This window comes from Bradyrhizobium archetypum, assembly GCF_013114835.1.
Taxonomy (GTDB): domain Bacteria; phylum Pseudomonadota; class Alphaproteobacteria; order Rhizobiales; family Xanthobacteraceae; genus Bradyrhizobium; species Bradyrhizobium archetypum.
In genome coordinates this window covers 329,504-347,896 of sequence record NZ_JAAVLW010000006.1, presented here as the reverse complement: position 1 = coordinate 347,896, position 18,393 = coordinate 329,504, and the positions used below count along the sequence as shown (strand labels likewise).

The 18,393-nt window shown below is 63.5% G+C and carries 19 protein-coding genes; 12 read left to right on the top strand and 7 right to left on the bottom strand.

All coding sequences use genetic code 11. From position 1 onward, the window contains the following. Positions 1-71 precede the first annotated feature (71 nt). The 5 genes from HCN50_RS21830 (at position 72) to HCN50_RS21810 (ending at position 4,650) form a co-directional block, all read left to right on the top strand. Positions 72-1,433: a tetratricopeptide repeat protein gene (locus tag HCN50_RS21830; protein WP_171711725.1), complete on the top strand. Its 1,362-nt coding sequence runs from the start codon at positions 72-74 to the stop codon at positions 1,431-1,433. A 271-nt stretch (positions 1,434-1,704) separates the two neighbouring features. Then, positions 1,705-3,615 carry a propionyl-CoA synthetase gene (locus HCN50_RS21825; protein ID WP_171711724.1) on the top strand — a complete coding sequence of 637 codons (1,911 nt, stop codon included), beginning with the start codon at positions 1,705-1,707 and terminating at the stop codon, positions 3,613-3,615. 141 nt (positions 3,616-3,756) lie between these two features. Beyond that, positions 3,757-4,026 carry a hypothetical protein gene (locus tag HCN50_RS21820; protein ID WP_171711723.1) on the top strand — a complete coding sequence of 90 codons (270 nt, stop codon included), beginning with the start codon at positions 3,757-3,759 and terminating at the stop codon, positions 4,024-4,026. A gap of 13 nt (positions 4,027-4,039) precedes the next feature. After that, entirely contained in the window at positions 4,040-4,246 is a 207-nt protein-coding gene (locus HCN50_RS21815; RefSeq protein WP_171711722.1) for a DUF6494 family protein, read from the top strand. Between the two features lie 143 nt (positions 4,247-4,389). Further along, on the top strand, positions 4,390-4,650 hold the full coding sequence (locus tag HCN50_RS21810; protein WP_171711721.1) for a SemiSWEET transporter: 261 nt from the start codon (positions 4,390-4,392) through the stop codon (positions 4,648-4,650). Positions 4,651-4,714: 64 nt separating this feature from the next. Here the strand turns inward: HCN50_RS21810 and HCN50_RS21805 are convergent, their stop codons facing one another. Continuing rightward, on the bottom strand, positions 4,715-5,410 hold the full coding sequence (locus HCN50_RS21805) for a DUF1013 domain-containing protein (RefSeq protein ID WP_171711720.1): 696 nt from the start codon (positions 5,408-5,410) through the stop codon (positions 4,715-4,717). A gap of 218 nt (positions 5,411-5,628) precedes the next feature. Between HCN50_RS21805 and ispH the strand changes: the two genes are divergently transcribed. Genes ispH through rnhA form a run of 3 tightly spaced genes read left to right on the top strand, consistent with a single transcriptional unit; the run spans position 5,629 to position 8,056 of the window. Then, the gene (gene ispH / locus HCN50_RS21800) at positions 5,629-6,606 is read left to right on the top strand and encodes a 4-hydroxy-3-methylbut-2-enyl diphosphate reductase (RefSeq protein ID WP_171711719.1); all 978 of its coding nucleotides are present in this window, start codon (positions 5,629-5,631) and stop codon (positions 6,604-6,606) included. An 8-nt stretch (positions 6,607-6,614) separates the two neighbouring features. After that, entirely contained in the window at positions 6,615-7,595 is a 981-nt protein-coding gene (locus HCN50_RS21795) for a homoserine kinase (protein ID WP_171711718.1), read from the top strand. After that, positions 7,592-8,056, top strand: coding sequence for a ribonuclease HI (gene rnhA, locus HCN50_RS21790; protein ID WP_028348107.1), 465 nt, complete (start codon positions 7,592-7,594; stop codon positions 8,054-8,056). The genes HCN50_RS21795 and rnhA overlap by 4 nt, the downstream gene beginning before the upstream one ends. A 177-nt stretch (positions 8,057-8,233) precedes the next feature. Here rnhA and HCN50_RS21785 read toward each other — a convergent pair whose 3' ends face one another. From HCN50_RS21785 to HCN50_RS21760, 6 genes are all read right to left on the bottom strand, one after another. Further along, positions 8,234-8,719 carry a peroxiredoxin gene (locus HCN50_RS21785; RefSeq protein WP_171711717.1) on the bottom strand — a complete coding sequence of 162 codons (486 nt, stop codon included), beginning with the start codon at positions 8,717-8,719 and terminating at the stop codon, positions 8,234-8,236. Between the two features lie 109 nt (positions 8,720-8,828). Further along, positions 8,829-9,380: a DUF924 family protein gene (locus HCN50_RS21780; protein ID WP_171711716.1), complete on the bottom strand. Its 552-nt coding sequence runs from the start codon at positions 9,378-9,380 to the stop codon at positions 8,829-8,831. A 22-nt stretch (positions 9,381-9,402) separates the two neighbouring features. Continuing rightward, positions 9,403-11,085: a long-chain fatty acid--CoA ligase gene (locus HCN50_RS21775; RefSeq protein WP_171711715.1), complete on the bottom strand. Its 1,683-nt coding sequence runs from the start codon at positions 11,083-11,085 to the stop codon at positions 9,403-9,405. A 188-nt stretch (positions 11,086-11,273) separates the two neighbouring features. Beyond that, positions 11,274-12,692, bottom strand: a complete 1,419-nt coding sequence (locus HCN50_RS21770; RefSeq protein WP_171711714.1) for a D-alanyl-D-alanine carboxypeptidase family protein — start codon at positions 12,690-12,692, stop codon at positions 11,274-11,276. A 209-nt stretch (positions 12,693-12,901) separates the two neighbouring features. Beyond that, complete coding sequence (locus HCN50_RS21765) at positions 12,902-14,680, bottom strand: glucan ABC transporter ATP-binding protein/ permease (RefSeq protein WP_171711713.1); 1,779 nt, start codon at positions 14,678-14,680, stop codon at positions 12,902-12,904. Between the two features lie 128 nt (positions 14,681-14,808). Then, positions 14,809-15,885 carry an ABC transporter substrate-binding protein gene (locus HCN50_RS21760; RefSeq protein WP_171711712.1) on the bottom strand — a complete coding sequence of 359 codons (1,077 nt, stop codon included), beginning with the start codon at positions 15,883-15,885 and terminating at the stop codon, positions 14,809-14,811. A gap of 242 nt (positions 15,886-16,127) precedes the next feature. Here HCN50_RS21760 and HCN50_RS21755 point away from each other — a divergent pair, with 242 nt between their 5' ends. The 4 genes from HCN50_RS21755 to HCN50_RS21740 all read left to right on the top strand — a co-directional run bounded on the left by HCN50_RS21755 (position 16,128) and on the right by HCN50_RS21740 (position 18,337). Then, the gene (locus HCN50_RS21755) at positions 16,128-16,520 is read left to right on the top strand and encodes a hypothetical protein (protein WP_171711711.1); all 393 of its coding nucleotides are present in this window, start codon (positions 16,128-16,130) and stop codon (positions 16,518-16,520) included. Between the two features lie 121 nt (positions 16,521-16,641). Continuing rightward, positions 16,642-17,064: a phosphoribosyl-ATP diphosphatase gene (gene hisE / locus HCN50_RS21750; RefSeq protein ID WP_171711710.1), complete on the top strand. Its 423-nt coding sequence runs from the start codon at positions 16,642-16,644 to the stop codon at positions 17,062-17,064. Between the two features lie 63 nt (positions 17,065-17,127). Next, entirely contained in the window at positions 17,128-17,709 is a 582-nt protein-coding gene (locus tag HCN50_RS21745) for a YqaA family protein (protein WP_171712045.1), read from the top strand. Between the two features lie 112 nt (positions 17,710-17,821). After that, a complete protein-coding gene (locus HCN50_RS21740) occupies positions 17,822-18,337 on the top strand; it encodes a hypothetical protein (protein WP_235977169.1) in 516 nt (171 codons plus the stop codon). Positions 18,338-18,393 lie beyond the last annotated feature (56 nt).

The following is an 18,393-nucleotide window of genomic DNA, read 5'->3' as shown; positions in this document are numbered from 1 at the left end:
CGAGATCCGCGGCGACACAGTGATCGGGTGCGGCATGGCCGCGACGTACTTCATTCATTGAAGAGCCGATCATGCGATCATTCATTTCGCCAGTTGTCGCGAGCGCGGCGCTAACTCTTGCCATCCTGACTTCCAGTGGCGCCCGCGCCCAATCGACGACCGCCGAGCGGCCGGTTGTCTGTGCAGCGCTTTCGGTTGCCGAGCCCGCGACGCTGATCGATGTTTGCACCGCCCTGATCGAAAATCCGGCGACGACAGAAAGCGAGCGGCTCGACGCCATGATCACCCGCGCTGCCGCGCTGCACGGCGCAGGCCGGACCGACAAGGCGTTGGCCGAAATCGATTCCGTCATTACCAGGGATCCGAGCCGCGCCCGCGCCTTCCGCGCTCGCGGTGAGATCCTTCGCCAGACCGGCAAGGTGGAGGCCGCGTTCGACGCGCTGAACCAGGCGATCCGGCTGGAGCCGGACAATGCCACCGGTTACGCAAATCGCGGCAATGCGTTCAACAATGTCAGGAAGTACGATCGCGCCATCGAGGACTACAATGAGGCGCTGCGGCTGAAGCCGGACTTCGCGCAAGCCTTTGCCGATCGCGGCGCCGCCTGGTATTTCAAGGGCGAATACCAAAAGGCGATCGCCGATTACGACGAGGCGCTCCGTCTCGAACCGCACCGTGCCCGGACCTACAGCAACCGTTCCGCGGCCTTCCGCAAAATCGGCCGCAACGAACGGGCGATCGAGGACGTTACCACGGCGATCCGGATCGACCCGACCGAGCCGGAATTCTTCGACAATCGTGGGCTCGACCTCGCCGGCAATGGCGATTACGCGGGTGCAATCGCCGATTATGACGAGGCGATCAAGCTGCGTCCCGAGGCGAAATTTCTGACCAACCGTGGCGACGCGTACCAGGCGCGAAAGGATTACGACCGCGCTATTGCGGATTACGATGCGGCGTTGAGGCTCGATCCAAAGTTCCAGCGCGCCTACAACAATCGCGGCGCGGCCTGGGTCAAGAAGGGCGACCGTCGCCGCGCGCTGCAGGATTATGCGGAAGCCGTTCGTCTCAATCCCTCCGATGGCACCGCCGCCGCCAATCACAAGGAGATCATGCAGCAAATCGAGCGGCTCGGTTCGCTCACCTACCAGAAGAATCTGCCGAGCTTCAATTGCGCCACCGCGAAGCGACAGGTCGAAAAGGCGATCTGCGCTGACGCAAGCCTTGCCCAACTCGACCGCAACATCAGCGACATGTTTCTGCGGGCGATCGCGAATGCGGAAGCCGATAGCCATCGTGCGGCGCTAGCGCTAACCCGGCAGCAGCGCGACTTTATCGAGAAGCGCAATGCCTCGTTCGGCAAGCGCGGCTATGACCTCCGCCAGGCCATGGAGGCGAGGCTGGAGAAGCTCAACGCGATTGCCCGGCAGTGAGGCTTAGCCGGGCGGTCGAGCCATTCTTGGCTTGATCTGGCGCAACTTCCCGTGACAATGCCTGCAATAATGCTTGCCCAGCCGTCATGGCCGGGCTTGCCCGTCTTCGCTAGAGCTTCGCCGGACTAATATCGTATGCCCGGCGAAGCCTTGGCGTAGCCGGGTCCCCGGTCATCCACGCCTTGCGGTCTTCGAACCAAAGCAAGTACGTGGATGCCCGGGACAAGCCCGAGCCATGACGACAATGGGCGAACGATCGGGAAGTGACGCCATGAACATCCAGGACAACAGCCGCTACCACGAGGTCCATGCCCGCTCGCTGGCCGATCCGGAAGCGTTTTGGGCCGAAGCCGCGCGCGAGATCGACTGGATCGAGCCGGCCAGGAAGATCTTCGATCCCTCGATGGACATCTATGGCCGCTGGTTCGCCGGTGCCGTGGTCAACACCTGCTACAACGCGCTCGACCGCCATGTCGCGGGCGGACGCGCCGACCAGGTAGCGCTGATCCACGATTCGCCGCTGACCAACACCATCTCGAAATTCACCTACGCCGAGATGCTGAAGGAGGTGCAGACGCTCGCGGCGGTGATGCAGGATTTCGGCGTCGCCAAGGGCGATCGCGTCATCCTCTATATGCCGCTGGTTCCGGAAGCGGTGTTCGCGATGCTGGCCTGCGCGCGGATCGGCGCGGTGCACTCGGTGGTGTTCGGCGGCTTCGCGGCGAAGGAACTCGCGACCCGCATCGATGACGCCAAGCCTAAGCTGATCTTCTCGGCGAGCTGCGGCATCGAGCCCGGCCGCATCGTGCAATACAAGCCGCTGCTCGACCAGGCGATCAATCTTTCCAGCGCAAAACCGCAAGCGTGCATCATCCTACAGCGGCCGCAGCACGGTTGCGAACTCACCGCCGGCCGCGATCAAGACTGGGCAACGCTGCGTCGCGCGGCGCTTGCGGCGGGCAAGGCCGCGCCGTGCACGCCAGTGCTCGCGACCGATCCGCTCTACATTCTCTACACCTCCGGCACCACGGGAATTCCGAAGGGGGTCGTGCGCGACAATGGAGGGCATCTGGTCGCGCTGAAATGGTCGATGTTCAATCTCTACGGTGTCAAGCCGGGCGAAGTCTGGTGGTGCGGCTCCGACATCGGCTGGGTGGTCGGCCACAGCTACATCGTCTATGGCCCGCTGATTCATGGCGCGACCTCGATCATGTATGAGGGCAAGCCGGTCGGCACGCCGGACGCCGGCGCATTCTGGCGCGTCATTTCCGAGCACAAGGCGGTTGCGCTGTTCACCGCGCCGACCGCCTTCCGCGCCATCCGCAAGGAAGACCCTGACGGCGCCTTCATCCGCAAGTACGACCTGTCGAAGTTTCGCACGCTGTTCCTGGCCGGCGAGCGCGCCGATCCGCCGACGGTGGAATGGGCGGAGGCGCAGTTGAAGGTGCCTGTCATCGATCACTGGTGGCAGACCGAAACCGGCTGGTGCATCGCCGGCAATCCGGTGGGCCTTGGCATGTTGCCGGTCAAGCACGGCTCGCCGACCGTGCCGATGCCGGGCTATCAGGTCGACGTCGTCGACGAGGCCTCCAGGCAGGTCGCAGCGGGCGCCATGGGCTCGATCGTGATCAAGCTGCCGATGCCGCCCGGTTGCCTGCCGACGCTGTGGCAGCAGGATGAGCGCTTCAGGGAAGCCTACCTCACCGAATTCCCCGGCTACTACAAGACCTCGGACGCCGGCTATAAGGACGAGGACGGCTATGTCTGGGTGATGGGCCGTACCGATGACATCATCAACGTCGCCGGTCATCGGCTCTCCACCGGCGGCATGGAGGAAATCCTCGCCTCTCATCCGGATGTCGCCGAATGCGCCGTGCTCGGCATCAAGGACGCCATCAAGGGCGAAGTGCCTTGCGGATTCCTGGTGCTGAAGGCCGGCGTGACGCGCAAGCCGGCCGAGATCGAAGAGGAGATCGTGGCGCTGGTGCGCGACAAGCTCGGCCCGGTCGCCGCCTTCAAGCTCGCCATCACGGTCGGGCGGTTGCCGAAGACGCGTTCGGGAAAAATCCTGCGCGGCACCATCAAGAAGATCGCCGACGGCGAGAGCTGGGCCATGCCGGCGACCATCGAGGACCCGAAGGTGCTCGATGAAATCGCCGAGGCACTGAAGGGCAGGGTGTAGAGTTCCTCGTCATGCCCGGGCTTGACCCGGGCATCCATCGCCTTAAGAAGCTGCCATCTTTTCGATGGATTGCCGGGTCATCCCCGGTCAAGTCGGGGACAGGCGCCCGGCAATGACGAGTTGGAACAACGGGAGCCCCGCATGCAGTCCGGACTTGCAAAGCACGTCATCGCCCTCATGCTGGCTGCTCCGCTGCTCACCGGCTGCCTTGAGCGCGGCCAGCCGACCATGGTCGACACCAGCACCGACGATGACGCGTTCTGTCGCTCGAACAATGTCGCGGTAGGATCGAATGATTACGTCAATTGCCGCAAGAACCGCGATGTGCAGCGCGGCAATGCCAACGCGCGCGCCGATCGCGCCCAGCGCAATCTCGCCGAGCAGATGCTGAACAATCCGACCAGGCCGTGATCAGGAGGTCCGTATGAACGAAGATGTCTTCAATGTCAGCCTGCGCAAATTTCTCAAGCAAGTCGGCGTCACCTCGCAGCGTGAGATCGAAAAGGCAGTGCGCGATGCCATTGAGTCGGGAAAGCTGAAGGGCCACGAAAAGCTGCCGGCAAAGATGGTTCTCACGATCAGCGGCATCGGCCTGTCGCATGAGATCGATGAAGAGATCGAGCTGGGCTGAGTGGTTTGTTCGGGAACCTGCCGGCGCAGGCGCGAAGCCCCTGTTGCGGCAGCGAACGGCCGTTGCGCAGAAAAGATACTTTGCAGTAACGGCTTGTCCCTGCCACTGCCGCTCGCGTTTCGAATCGATGCTATAAGTCGGGCATGGAACAACTTGCAATCAAGCTGCTGGGGTTTGCCGCAGCGACGTGCACAACCGTCGCTTATGCCCCGCAATTCATCAAGGTCTGGAGAACCCGCTCCACCGAGGACATTTCACTGGGCATGTTCCTCGTCATGCTGCTTGGCCTCGTGCTTTGGCTGCTGTACGGCCTGTTTTCCGGCGATGTCCCGCTCATCATCGCCAATGCCATTACGATCATCCTGGCCGGCGGGATTCTGCTCATGAAGCTGAAATACGGCTGAACCCCCAAACAAAAACGCGGCAGGTTGCCCCGCCGCGCCTGGCATCAGCCGTAGCCGATAATCCCTACTCTTCCTCGTCCTGCTTCTTGCCGCCGATATTCTTGAGCTTGGCGAACACCGCGTCGACGTTGAGGTCGTCTTCCCTCTTCTCGCTCGGCTCGAACTCCGGCTCCTTCTTCGTGGTCTCGGACGCGGGCAGCAGGGTGGCGCCGCCATAGGCCGCAGGCACCGGCTTTTCCTTGGCGGCGCGCTGCACCTCGAAATCGAGCTCGATCTGCGAGCAGAGGCCAAGCGTCACCGGATCCATCGGGGTCAGCGTCGAGGCATTCCAGTGGGTCCGGTCGCGGACTGAGGCGATGGTCGTCTTGGTGGTGCCGACCAGCCGCATGATCTGGGCGTCCTTCAATTCGGGATGGTTGCGGACCAGCCAGAGGATCGCGCTGGGGCGCTCGTGGCGGCGCGACACAGGGGTGTAGCGCGGGCCCTTCTTCTTGGCGGCGGGCGGCAGTACGACCTTGCTCTCGCCGAGCTTGAGGCGGTAATTCGGGTCCTTTTCGCCCTTTTCGATCTCGTCGCGGGTCAATTGCCCGGTCGAAATCGGGTCCATGCCCTTGATGCCCTGGGCGGCGTCGCCGTCGGCGATGGCGCGGACCTCAAGGGGGTGCATTTTGGTGAAATCGGCCACCTGGTCGAAGGTCAAAGCGGTATTATCAACCAGCCACACGGCCGTCGCCTTGGGCATCAGCGGTGCATTGCTCATGGCAAATCTCCTTTGTGCCTCGCCCACCTCTTTCGGAGGCGAAGCCTATGGTCATCGGTGATGACGGGAATTCAACGCCTATATAGGCCTTCCGGCCCCATTGGCGCAATGGCCTGCTAAAGTGCCTTGACACAGGCCCAAAGCAGTCCCAAGTCCTTATCCGAACTGGCCGTTCCCAGCCCGCCGGCTAGGGGTGATTCGGTCCCGAGATAGCCCCCATGCCTGCTGTGCCGACGTCAGCCAAACCAGACCTCCGAATCGTGCTTTGTTCCCCCCGTGGCTTCTGCGCCGGGGTGGTCCGTGCCATCGATACCGTCGAGCGGGCGCTCGCCATCTATGGCGCCCCCGTCTATGTGCGTCACGAGATCGTGCATAACCGCTACGTGGTCGACAGCCTCAAGACCAAGGGCGCGATTTTTGTCGAGGAACTCGCCGAAATCCCCGACAATACCAACGCGCCGGTGGTGTTTTCGGCCCACGGGGTTCCGAAATCGGTTCCGGCCGAGGCCAAATCCCGCAACTTCTTCTCGCTGGACGCGACCTGCCCGCTGGTCACCAAGGTGCACCGCGAGGCCGCGATCCACTTCAAGCGCGGCCGTGAAATCCTCCTGATCGGGCATTCGCACCACCCCGAGGTGGTCGGCACGCTCGGCCAGTTGCCGCAGGGCGCTGTGACATTGATCGAGACCCCTGACGACGCCATGACCTTCACGCCGAAGGATCCGGACAACCTCGCTTTCGTCACGCAAACGACCCTGTCGATCGATGACACCGCCGAGATCGTGGCTCTCCTGAAGGAGCGCTTCCCGAACATCAACGGCCCGCACAAGGAAGACATCTGCTACGCCACCACAAACCGCCAGCTTGCGGTGAAGAAGGTGGCGCCAGTGGTCGATGCCCTCATCGTGGTCGGCGCGCCGAACTCGTCGAACTCGCAGCGCCTGCGCGAAGTCGCCGAGCGCGAGGGCTGCAAGATCGCGATCCTGGCGCAGCGCGCCTCAGATCTCGACTGGTCCCGCTTCGAAGGCATCAAGAGCCTCGGTATCACCGCCGGTGCCTCCGCGCCGGAAGTGATCGTCGAGGAGATCATGGGCGCCTTCGCCGAGCGCTACGAGCTGCATGTGGAGACGGTTTCGGCCGCGGAAGAGAACGAATTCTTCCCGCTGCCGCGCTCGCTGCGACCCGACGCCGCCTGAGGTTCTTCATGGCGGTTTACACCGACGTCGCCGCCGAAGACCTCGCGGAGTTCCTGAAGGGCTACGATATCGGCGAGCTGCTCTCCTACAAAGGCATCGCCGAGGGCGTCGAGAATTCCAACTTCCTGCTGCACACCAGCACGGGTTCTTTCATCCTCACGCTCTACGAAAAGCGCGTCGCGGTCGACGACCTGCCATATTTCCTGTCGCTGATGGCGCACTTGGCCGAGCGCGGCGTGCATTGTCCGCAGCCGGCCAGAAACCGCAACGGCGAGGTCTATAGCGAACTCGCCGGGCGCCCCGCAGCGATCATCAACTTCCTGGAGGGCATGTGGCCGCGGCGGCCCAACGTCGCCCATTGCACCGGTGTCGGCGGGGCGTTGGCGAAGATGCATCTGGCAGGCCGCGACTTTCCGATGTTTCGCAAGAACCCGCTGTCGGTCGAGGGCTGGCGGCCGCTGTTCGATGTTGCCGCCCCGCGCGCCGACAGTGTCGCCCCGGGCCTGCAGGACTTCATCGCGCGCGAACTTGATCATCTCGAAGCGTCCTGGCCGAAAGATCTTCCGCTCGGCGTCATCCACGCCGATCTGTTCCCGGACAACGTGTTCTTCCTCGGCGAGAGACTGTCCGGCCTGATCGACTTCCCGTTTTCCTGCAACGACATCCTGGCCTACGACATCGCGATCTGCCTGAACGCGTGGTGCTTCGAGCCGGATCATTCGTTCAACGTCACCAAGGCGCGCGGACTGCTCAACGCCTATGGCCGCGAGCGGCCATTGTCGGAAGCCGAGCAGGAGGCGCTGCCGCTTTTGGCGCGCGGCGCGGCGCTGCGGTTCCTGCTGACGCGGCTGGTTGATTTCCTCAACGTGCCGCCGGGCGCGCTGGTGAAGCCGAAGGACCCGCTCGAATATGTCCGCAAGCTGCGCTTCCACCAGAATGTCGCGAGCGTGCGCGATTACGGCCTGACGCACCCCGGATTTGCCGCTTGAGCGAATTGCCTCATGTGACGGTTTTCACCGACGGCGCCTGCTCGGGCAATCCCGGCCCCGGCGGCTGGGGGGCCATCCTGCGGTTCGGCGACAAGGAAAAGGAACTGAAGGGCGGCGAGCCGCACACCACCAACAATCGCATGGAGCTGATGGCGGCAATCTCGGCCTTGGAAGCGCTGAAGAAGCCGTGCGTGGTCGATCTCACCACCGACAGCCAGTATGTCCGCCAGGGCATCAGCGGCTGGATCCATGGCTGGAAGCGGAATGGCTGGCGCACCGCCGACAAGAAGCCGGTCAAGAACGTCGATCTCTGGCAGCGCCTCGACGCTGCCCTGAAGCCGCATCAGGTGCGCTGGCACTGGATCAGGGGCCATGCCGGCCACGCCGAAAACGAGCGCGCCGATCAGTTGGCGCGCGAGGGCGTGGCGATGGCGCGGCTGCAGGAGAGAGTGGGGAAGTAGCACTGCGCCCTGCCATACCGCGCGCCGTCATCACCCGCGAAGACGAAGGCGGGTGATCTAGTATTCCAGAGGCGTGGAGAAATAAGGAGAAGTCGCAGCGTACTGGATCGCCCGGTCAAGCCGGGCGATGACAGCGTTGTTGCGGCGACTGTGCTGCGCGACGACGCGTCGTTCAGCTCACAACTGCGCCAGCAGCGTATCGCCGCCGGAGACCTCGACCTTGCCGGGCGCAGGCTCGAGGTTGAGCTTCTTCACGACGCCATCCTCCACCAGCATCGAATAGCGCTTGGAGCGGATGCCGAGGCCGTTGCCGGAGGCATCTAACTCCATGCCGATCGCCTTGGTGAAGTCGGCATTGCCGTCGGCGAGGAATACGGCTTCATCGCGCTGGTCGGTGTCGCGCTTCCAGGCGTTCATGACGAAGGCGTCGTTGACGGAGACGATCGCGATGGTGTTCACGCCCTTGTCCTTGATGGCATAGGCGTTGAGGAAGATGCTCGGCAGGTGCATCTTGTGGCAGGTGCCGGTATAGGCGCCGGGGACTGCGAACAGCGCGACTTTCTTGCCCTTGAAAATATCGTCGGTGGTTTTGACCTGCGGGCCTTCCGCAGTCATCACGCGAAACTTGGCTTCCGGCAGCTTGTCGCCAACTTGGATCGTCATCGTCAGTTCTCCCTCAATGAGCGGTTGGTGTCTTAGACCGGGCGGGTGACCGGCACAATATTCGGGGTACGGGAAACGGCAACGGTCGACGCCGTTCACGCTTCCGTCATCAGGGCGAAAAGCCGCCTTCGTCGAGAAAGGCCTGCTCCTCCGGCGTGGTGGTGCGGCCCAACACGCGGTTGCGGTGGGGGAAGCGGCCGAACCGCCGGATGATATCGGCGTGATGCTCGGCCCATTTGAGGTTTTCGGCATGGCCGGCCGCGCGCGACAGCTCGATGCAGCGCAACTGGTCGCTCAGGTGCTCCGAATGCATGAAGGGTAGGTAGAGGAATTCGCGTAACGCGGGATCGATCCGCGCATCTGCGCCGCGCTCGATGGCGCGGTGCGCTACCTCGCGGGCAAGGCGGTCGCTGGCGTAGGTCCTGATGTCGCCGCGGAACATGTTGCGGGGAAACTGGTCGAGCACGATGACGAGCGCCAGCGCGCCGTCATCGCTCGTTTCCCATGACGATAATTCGCCGGCCGCTGCTCTCTGCCAAAGGCCGAGAAAGCGCCGGCACACCTCCGCGTCGAAAGCGTCGTCGCGCGTGTACCAGCGCTCAGGGCCGGCCTCGCGCCAGAACGCCAGGATGTCGGCCGGCGCGACGTCGGTCTCGCTCATGTCGAGAGCTCCGCTGGCTTTCTCAGGCCGCGGCCTTCTTCTCGTCGCGCAGTTCGCGGCGCAGGATCTTGCCGACATTGGTCTTCGGCAAATCGGTCCTGAACTCGATCTGCTTTGGGACCTTGTAGGCGGTGAGCTGCGTCGTGCAGAACTTGATGACGTCGTCGGCCGAAAGGTTTTGATCCCTCTTGACGATGAACGCCTTCACCGCCTCGCCCGATTTCGAATCCGCCACACCGATCACGGCGCATTCCAGCACGCCTGGATGGCTCGCGATCACTTCCTCGATCTCGTTCGGGTAGACGTTGAAGCCCGAGACCAGGATCATGTCCTTCTTGCGATCGACGATCTTGGTGTAGCCGCGCTCGTCCATCACGCCAATGTCGCCGGTGCGGAAGAAGCCGTCCGCGGTCATCACGTTCGCGGTCTCTTCCGGCCTATTCCAGTAGCCGGCCATCACCTGCGGACCCTTGGCGCAGATCTCGCCGGCTTCGCCGAGCGGCACTTCCTTGCCCTCGTCGTCACGGATCGAGATGTAGGTCGACGGCACGGGAATGCCGATCGAGCCGGAGAACTGGTCGGTATCGGCCGGGTTGCAGGTCAGCGTCGGCGAGGTCTCGGAGAGGCCGTAGCCTTCCGAGAGCGCGCAGCCCGTCACCTTCAGCCATTTCTCGGCGACCGGCTTCTGCGTCGCCATGCCTCCGCCGAACGAGGTCTTCAGCTTGGAGAAGTCGACCTTGTCGAAGCCGGGCGCGTTGAGCAGGGCATTGTAGAGCGTGTTGACCGCCGGGAAGCTGTTGACCTGGTACTTCTGCAGCTCCTTGATGAAGCCCGGTATGTCGCGCGGATTCGGGATCAGGAGATTGACGCCGCCGGCGCGCATCGCCAGCAGGAAGCACGCCGTCAGCGCGAAGATGTGATAGAGCGGCAGCGCGCAGACGATGAAGAGCTGCTCGACTTGCGGCGGCTTTTTCAGCGCCGGCTGCAGCCAGGCGTCGTTCTGCAGCACGTTGGCGAGGATGTTCCTGTGCAGCAGCGTCGCGCCCTTGGAGACGCCGGTGGTGCCGCCGGTATATTGCAGGAACGCGACGTCCTCGCGCGTGAGCTGCGGCTTGTTCAGCTTCATGCCGCGGCCGGCGGCGAGCGCCTCGTTGAACGAGACCGCGCCCGGGATCGACCAGGCCGGCACCATCTTCTTCACTTTGCGCACCACCAGGTTGACGATCACGCCCTTGAAGCCGAGCAGGTCGCCCATGCTGCCGACGATCACATGCTTCACGGACGTCTTCGCAATCACCTGCTGCACCGTGGTTGCGAAATTCTCCAGAACGACGATCGCTTCGGCGCCGGAATCCTTGAGCTGATGCTCGAGTTCGCGCGGGGTATAGAGCGGGTTGACGTTCACGACCGCGTAGCCGGCGCGCAGCACAGCGGCCGTCGAAACCGGATATTGCAGCACGTTCGGCATCATCAGCGCGACGCGGGCGCCCTTCTGCAGGCCCTTGCTCTGCAAGTATGCCGCAAATGCGGCCGACATCTCGTCGAGGTCGCGGTAGCTGATCGACTTGTCCATGCAGATGAACGCCTTGCGATCAGCGAACTTCTTGAAGCTCTCTTCCAGCAGCTCAACCAGTGATGAGTACTGCGTGACGTCGATATCGGCTGGCACGCCGGCCGGATATTGCTTGAGCCAGATCCGCTCCATGGTATCTCCCCTCTGGTTGTTTCCCTGTTTCTCGGCCGGGCGCGCCTTGTTTTGGGCAGTATTGTGAATGCCGCCGCCGATGGCAAGCGGCTGCGCGCTATCGACGCATTTCGGCAAACTGGAGTAGTTCGGCCGAAGGGCAGGAAAACTGCCAACTAAACTGCCAAATTACGTGGCTTGGCGGCCCGTTAACCAGCCGGCTTGTTTTCGCCCTTGGGTTTAGCGGCGGCGTTTGGCTTGGCCGGCTTCGGCGCGGGCTTGTCGCCGACGGCGACCGGTTTGGCGGCGGCCGGCTTTCTTTCAACGGCAGCGGCCGGTTTGGCCGCAGCCTCAGGCTTGGCGTTCGCATGCCGGACGGCAGCAGGCTTGGCTGCCGGTTTTGCGTTGGCTTCGGCTTTAGGCGCCGTCGCGGCGTCAGGCTTCTTCGCGGCAATCTTCGATTTCTTGCCGCGCTTTGCCGGCGTCTGCTTCTCGGTATCCGCGGCAACGGCTGCGATCAAAGCGGCGCCAGTCTTGGTCGGACCGGTATAGACCGGGATGGGCTCGGACGGCTCCACCGCGGCCGCCAGCAATTCCGAGGGTTTACCCGTCGGCGGCTGCAGCCCGGCAGTGAAGAACGTGACCGCGCTCTCGCCGGTCGACGCGCTGCCGTTGGAGGCCACGATGTCGGCGTCCTCGTCGGTCGCGGGCCGCTTGCGCTTGCCGTTGCACATCTCGTCGCGCAGGTTCGGGGGCGAAGCATCGATCGGAACCAGACTGTCGACGGTGCCGAGCGCGGGCTTCAGCCAGCCCAGCCCGTTGCCGAAGCCTCGCTCCAGCAATTGCGCCGCGCGCACCGCGCGCGCCTGGCCAGAGGACGCGCCGAGCACGACGGCGATCAACCGCTTGCCGTTGCGCGTGGCGGAAGCAACCAGGTTGTAGCCGGAAGCGCAGATGAAGCCGGTCTTGAAACCGTCGGCGCCGGGATAACGTCCGATCAGCTTGTTGAAATTCTGCGTCACCCTGCGGCCGTAGCGAATCGAAGGGATGTGCATGAAGTATTCGTATTCCGGCAGGTCACGAATGACGGCGCGCGCCAGGATCGCAAGATCGCGCGCGGAGGTGACCTGCCCGTCCGCCGGCAGGCCGTTGGGATTGACGTAGCTCGTCTGCGTCATGCCGAGCTTTTGTGCGGTCTGGTTCATCATCGCCGAGAAACCGTCGACGGATCCGCCGACGCCTTCGGCGAGCACCACGGCCATGTCGTTGGCCGACTTCACCATCATCATCTTCAGCGCGTTGTCGATGGTGACCTGGGTGCCCGGAGGAAAACCCATCTTGGACGGCGACTGCGAGGCTGCGACCGGCGACACCGTCAAGAGCGTGTCGAGCGACAGACGCCCCTCCTTCACCGCCTTCAGCGTGACATAGGCGGTCATAATCTTGGTCACCGAGGCGGGATACCAAGGCATGGTGGCATTGTCGGCCTGCAGGACCTTGCCGGTATCGGCTTCGACGACCAGCAGCGCTTCAGCCTGCGCGGCGCGCGGCGTCACGACGGCAAGCGCCGCCACAAGGACAATCCAGTTCAATGAGGAAGCGCGAAGCAGCGGGCGAAGAAAATGCACTTTTCCGTTCCGGTCCTTTGAGACCCGCCTTCGAGAAGGAGGTCCTCTAGATCTATCGTTCGGGTTTCAAGCGTGTCCGGTGCCGTCGCTTTGCGGCTGTGCGCAAACCTATACCGGCTTGCCGATCCAGAACAGAGGCCAGGCAACTTAATCGTGGACGAAATGGGCGCAATTTCGGCGGCATTTGAACCGGTAGTGGCCGCCTTGCGTTATTTGACCTCGATTCCAGCGCGTGCGCTCTCCTGCACCATGAACTGGGCCTTTGCGAGTTCCGCAAAGCGTCCGCCCGTGGCCACCAGTTCATCAAAAGTTCCATTTTCGATCACGCGGCCATTGTCGAACACCAGGATACGGGTCGCGTTGCGGATGGTCGAAAGCCGGTGCGCGATCACGAAGGTGGTCCGGCCCTTCATCACCTCGTCGAGGGCGGCATTGACCTTGGCCTCGGTGACGGCGTCGAGCGCGCTGGTCGCCTCGTCGAGGATCAGGATCGGCGGGTCCTTCAACAATGCGCGGGCGATCGACAGGCGCTGGCGCTCGCCGCCGGAGAGCATCCGGCCGCGTTCGCCGGCATGGGTCTCGAACTTGTTTTCGCTGCGCTCGATGAACTCCAGCGCCTGCGCGCGGCTTGCGGCGATGCGCATTTCCTCCTCGGTCGCGTCCGGCTTGCCGACGCGCAGGTTGTCGGCGATCGAACGATTGAACAGCAGCGCTTCCTGAAACACCACGCCGATGTTCCGTCGCAGCGCCGTCAGCTTCAACGCGCGAATGTCCATGCCGTCGATCTTGATGATGCCGGACTGCGGATCGAAGGCGCGGTGCAACAGCGCGATCGCCGTGGACTTGCCGGCGCCGGTCGGGCCGACCAGCGCGATGGTTTGGCCGGGGAGAGCGGTAAACGAAACGTCTTCGACCGCCGGCCGTTTGCCGTCATAGGAAAACGAGACATCGTGGAATTCGACGAGGCCGGAAAGCCGCCCGGTATCGACCGCGCCGGGCCGGTCGCGCACCGCGGGGACTGCGTCGAGTACGTCGAAGAATTCCTGCAGGCGCGGGGCTTCCATGAACACGCTGTTGATGAAGCTCACGACTTGTTCGAGCTTCTGGATCAGCATGGTCGCAAAACTCACGAACATCACGATCTCGCCGACCGTTGTCTGCCCCTGCGCGTGCAGGTAGATGCCGACGGTGAAGATCGCGAGCACGGTGATGGTGGTGGAAGCGCGCGTGATAATGGTGACCAGCGCCCACCAGCCTAGCACCGGCATCTGCGCGGCGAGCAGCTTGGCGGCGACGAAGCGCAGGCCCTGCACTTCGGCATCGATCCGTACGAAGCTCTGCACCAGCGCGACGTTGCCAAGCGCATCAGAAGCGCGCGCCGAGAGATCGCTGTACCGCGCCTCGACGTCGCTCTGCATGCCGTAGGTCTTGCGCACGACAAACGTGGTCAGCGCCGTGAACACCACGCACAGCACGAACAGCAGGATCGCCAGTCGCCAATTGATGTAGAGCGCCAGCGGCAGCAGCACGACCAGCGACAGGATCGCCGCAAAATGTTCGCGGAAGAATGCGACCCAGAGCCGCCATAGTGCGTCCGTACCGTTCAGCATCACCTTCATCAGCCGGCCCGAATGGGTGCCGGTGTGGAAGGTCAGCGGCAACTGCATGATGTGCTCGAAGTAATCGGTCAGCACCACCTGGCGCTGCCGGTGCGCCAGCTTGTCAGCATGGAGCGCGACGGCGGCGCTGCACGCGATGGTGAACAGGCCGAACACAACCCAGGCCGCCAGTAGCGGCCAGGCCGAGTTCGTGGCCAGCGGTCCGGTCTGCGGCTTGCCGGAGAGCACGTCGACGATCTTGCCGAACAGCACCGGCTCGGCGAATTGCGCGCCGGCCAGCAGCAGGTTGGCAACAGCAAGAATCCAGCCCAGCCGCGCCTCCTTGCCGAGCAGTTCGAGGACACGGGTGTAAAGGCGCAGCATGGACATCAGGTGGGCACTCGCGAGGCGATTCAATCGCCCATTGTAAGCAGGGTTGATCGGGACGACTAGTCAGGCGGGCACACGTCAACGATCTGGGCAAGCAGCCCAGAGCACGAGTGGAAAACGGCGCCCACTCAATGAATCAACCGGCCGTTGAGCGGCGGCAGGAATTGGTCGTCGAAAATGTCGGAGGTCTGAGGCCGCTTCTGAAACTTGAAGTCTTCCGCGACCTGATCGATCGAGCGTTCGAACCGCGCCGGATCGATTGCGCCGATTCCGTTGCGCTTCACCTCGCTGGTTAGGATGTTGTCGCGCAGGATGGTTTGCAGGCGTTCGAGCTCGAGGTCCTTCGAGCCGCCGTCCATGCGATTTGCGACCTCGGCCGCGGCATTTGCGGGGTCCTTGATCGCAATCTGCAACCCGCCGATCGCGGCCCGCAGGAACCCTTTCACTGCCTCGGGCTTGGCTGCCGCCAGCGCCGGGTTGACGATGATCGCGAAACCGTAGGCCTCGCAGCCATATTCGGCGAATTTCAGCACCGCAAGGTCGTCGGCCGGCACGCCGCGGTCCTTCAGATTGATCGCCGACAGATAGGAGAAGCCGGTGACGGCGTCGATCTGGCCTGCCGACAGCATCGGCTCGCGCACCGCGGCGCTGATGCTGCTCTGTTTCACGCTCTTGATCTTGATGCCGTTCTGGAGTGCCACCGCCGGCCACAGCCGGACCGACAGGTCGCCCTCGGCGACGCCGAGAGTCTTGCCCTCGATATCCGTCAGCGCACGGACGCCGCGGCTCTTGCGGGCGATGATGGCGTAGGGCGCCTTGTTGAACAGCACGAACACCGCCTTGATCCTCGGGCCGCCCTGCTTGTCCTTGTCGCGAAACCGCATCAGGGCGTTGATATCGACGAGGGCGAAATCGCTGGTGCCCGCCGCGACGCGCGCAATCGCGTCCGACGATCCACTGGCGATGTTGGTCGTGACGGCAAGTGCTTCCGCGCTGAACAGGCCACCGGAAGCGGCCATCACGAACGGCGCCGCCGTGGCATCGATCGGTCGATCGAGTGAAAACTGGACGGCAAGCGGAGGCCGGGGTTCGTCCGCGGCGAGGGCGCCATTCGCCGTGCAGCCCACGATCGCGCAAAGGCCAGCAAGGAAAGCCAAGAGAACGCTCAGACGAGAGCGGACGGCGTTGGTCCTGGTAGCACGCATCGCGATTACATCAGCAAGAGGTGGGACAAGTTGCCGGGCTGGCGATGTCGGCTTCGTGACAGCACCGGCGATATGACTTAGCCCTTGGGCGGGGCAGTGTGCAGCATTTAACCTGAACGGCCGATGACTGCCACGATTTTGCCGGGGATCGTTCAGCTACCGTTCGGATTCGGGAACCTAGTATCCGCTCCGGGGTTAGCTATCGAAGGCCCGTCAGGCCAGCTCCCACGGAGGATGTCGAGATGTTTGCGCGAAAAGGAGTGTTTTCATCGATTGGCCGCGCCAGTGCGGTGGCGACGGTTGTGGCCGTGGCGCTGACGGCAGTCGCGCCGACCACGACGTTCGCCGGCTCCGCGACCTCGGGCAAGGGCGTTACAGCATCGACCGGGACCAGTGACGTGACCGATATCAGCGCCCGCCGACGGCACTATCGCGGTGGTGGTGGTGCCGCGGCAGCAGCGGCTTTTGCCGGCATTGTCGGCACTGGACTTGCGATCGCCGCCGCCCAGAACCGCCGCGACTACTACTATGACCACTACGGCTACTATGGCGGTCCGGCCTATTACGGGCGCCCGGCACCGTACTATTACGGGCACGGCCCGTACTATGGCAGCCCCTATTATGGCGGCTGGTAACCGCGACGACCGCCACCCGCTGTTAAAGATGAATCCACCGGCCGGCGTGGCCGGTGGATTTTTTTTGGTTGCAGGTGCGGCCGTTAACACGCGGGCCATGGCTTTGCATTAGGCTTGCAGGATGAGTGATTCGCTCGAACGGCTTTATCAGGCTGTCATCGCGGCCCGGGACCTCGATCCGGCAACGTCGCGCACCGCCCGGCTGTTTCAGCGCGGCCCCTCCAAGATGGCCAAGAAGCTCGCCGAGGAAGCCATCGAAGTCGTGATCGATGCCGTCAACGGCAAGACCGACGCGGTGGTCCGCGAGAGCGCCGATCTGCTCTATAACCTGACCGTCCTGTGGGCAGCGGCCGGCGTCAAGCCGGAGGATGTCTGGCGCGAAATGGAGCGGCGCGAGGATCTGCTCGGCATCGCCGAGAAGATGCCGAAGGCCGTCAAGGCGCCCAAAACCGCACCGGGCAAGCTGCCCAAGACGACACCAACTCCGGCGCTCAGGCGGCGAATTGTCGCGCTGGAAGGCCACTCCATTCAAAAGCGACGCTGAATCGGTTCAAAATCCGAGCTTTTCCGGCATGGACAAATCCGCTCCATGATGGTTCATGCGCGCATGCTCAAACGGACCTACGACTGGTGCATCGACGCCGCCGACAAGCCTTACGCGCTCTGGATCATGGCGGCGGTCGCCTTTGCGGAAAGCTCGTTCTTTCCGATTCCGCCCGACATCATGCTGTTGCCGATGTCGCTGGCGCAGCCGAAGAAGGCATGGTGGTTCGCGACGGTTTGCACGATCGCGTCCGTGGCCGGCGGCATCGTCGGATACGCGATCGGCGCATTGCTTTACGACTCGGTCGGGCACTGGCTGATCACGGTCTACGGCCTCAGCGACAAGGTCGAAACCTTCCGCGCTTCCTATGCAGAATGGGGCGCGGTGATCATTCTTCTCAAGGGCCTGACGCCGATCCCCTACAAGCTCGTCACCATCACCTCGGGGTTTGCCGGCTATAACATCTGGCTGTTCATCCTGTGCTCCATCGTGGCGCGCGGCGGGCGGTTCTTCGTGGTCGCGGTGCTGCTCAACCGCTATGGCGACCTGATCCGGGCCGAGCTGGAAAAGCGCCTCGGCACATGGGTGGCCATCGGCGCCGTCGTCCTGGTGCTCGGCTTCTACATCGCGTTCAGGCTGGTCTAGCGCTTTGCCGGCATCCCGGCTTCAGGCTAAGTTTCGTGTCATGTCCGATCGGATAGGCTGCTTGCTCAAGCTGTTCGGGGCGCAGCTAGCGACTGCGGGCCTCGCTGCATCGATGCTGGCGATCTCTGTCGAGGCCGGCTGGCCGCAGGCCGCCCCGCCGCCGTCGCTTGGCGTGCAGTCGCCGGCCCAGCAGCCGGTGCCGGCGCCGCCGGGGTCGCAGCAGATCGAGCCCTCGGGCCCGCCGCGCGATGAGAATCCGGGCCTGATCAACGAGATCGGAAAGCTGTTCGAGAAATCAAAATTGCTGCTGCCGCCGCTGAAGAGCCCGGGCGAGACCATCGAGGATTTCAACGCGGGCGCCAAGGGCGCCGGCGAGAGCCTGTCGAATATCGCAAGACCCTCGCTCATGGTGAGCGGTCGTGCGGCCTGCCTCGTGGCGGCCAACGGCGCGCCGGACTGCAAGGCCGGCGCCGACCGGCTGTGCCAGAGCAAGGGCTTCAAGGAAGGCAAAAGCCTCGACACCGATGCGGCCGAGAAATGCTCGCCGAAAGTGTACCTGCCGGGCTACAAGCGCCAGCCGGGCGACTGCAAGACCGAAAATTACGTGACCAGGGCGCTCTGCCAGTAGCGCACCTTCAGCTCCCGGAGAGATGCGCAAACGCATCGCGGCCAGCGTCAAAACGC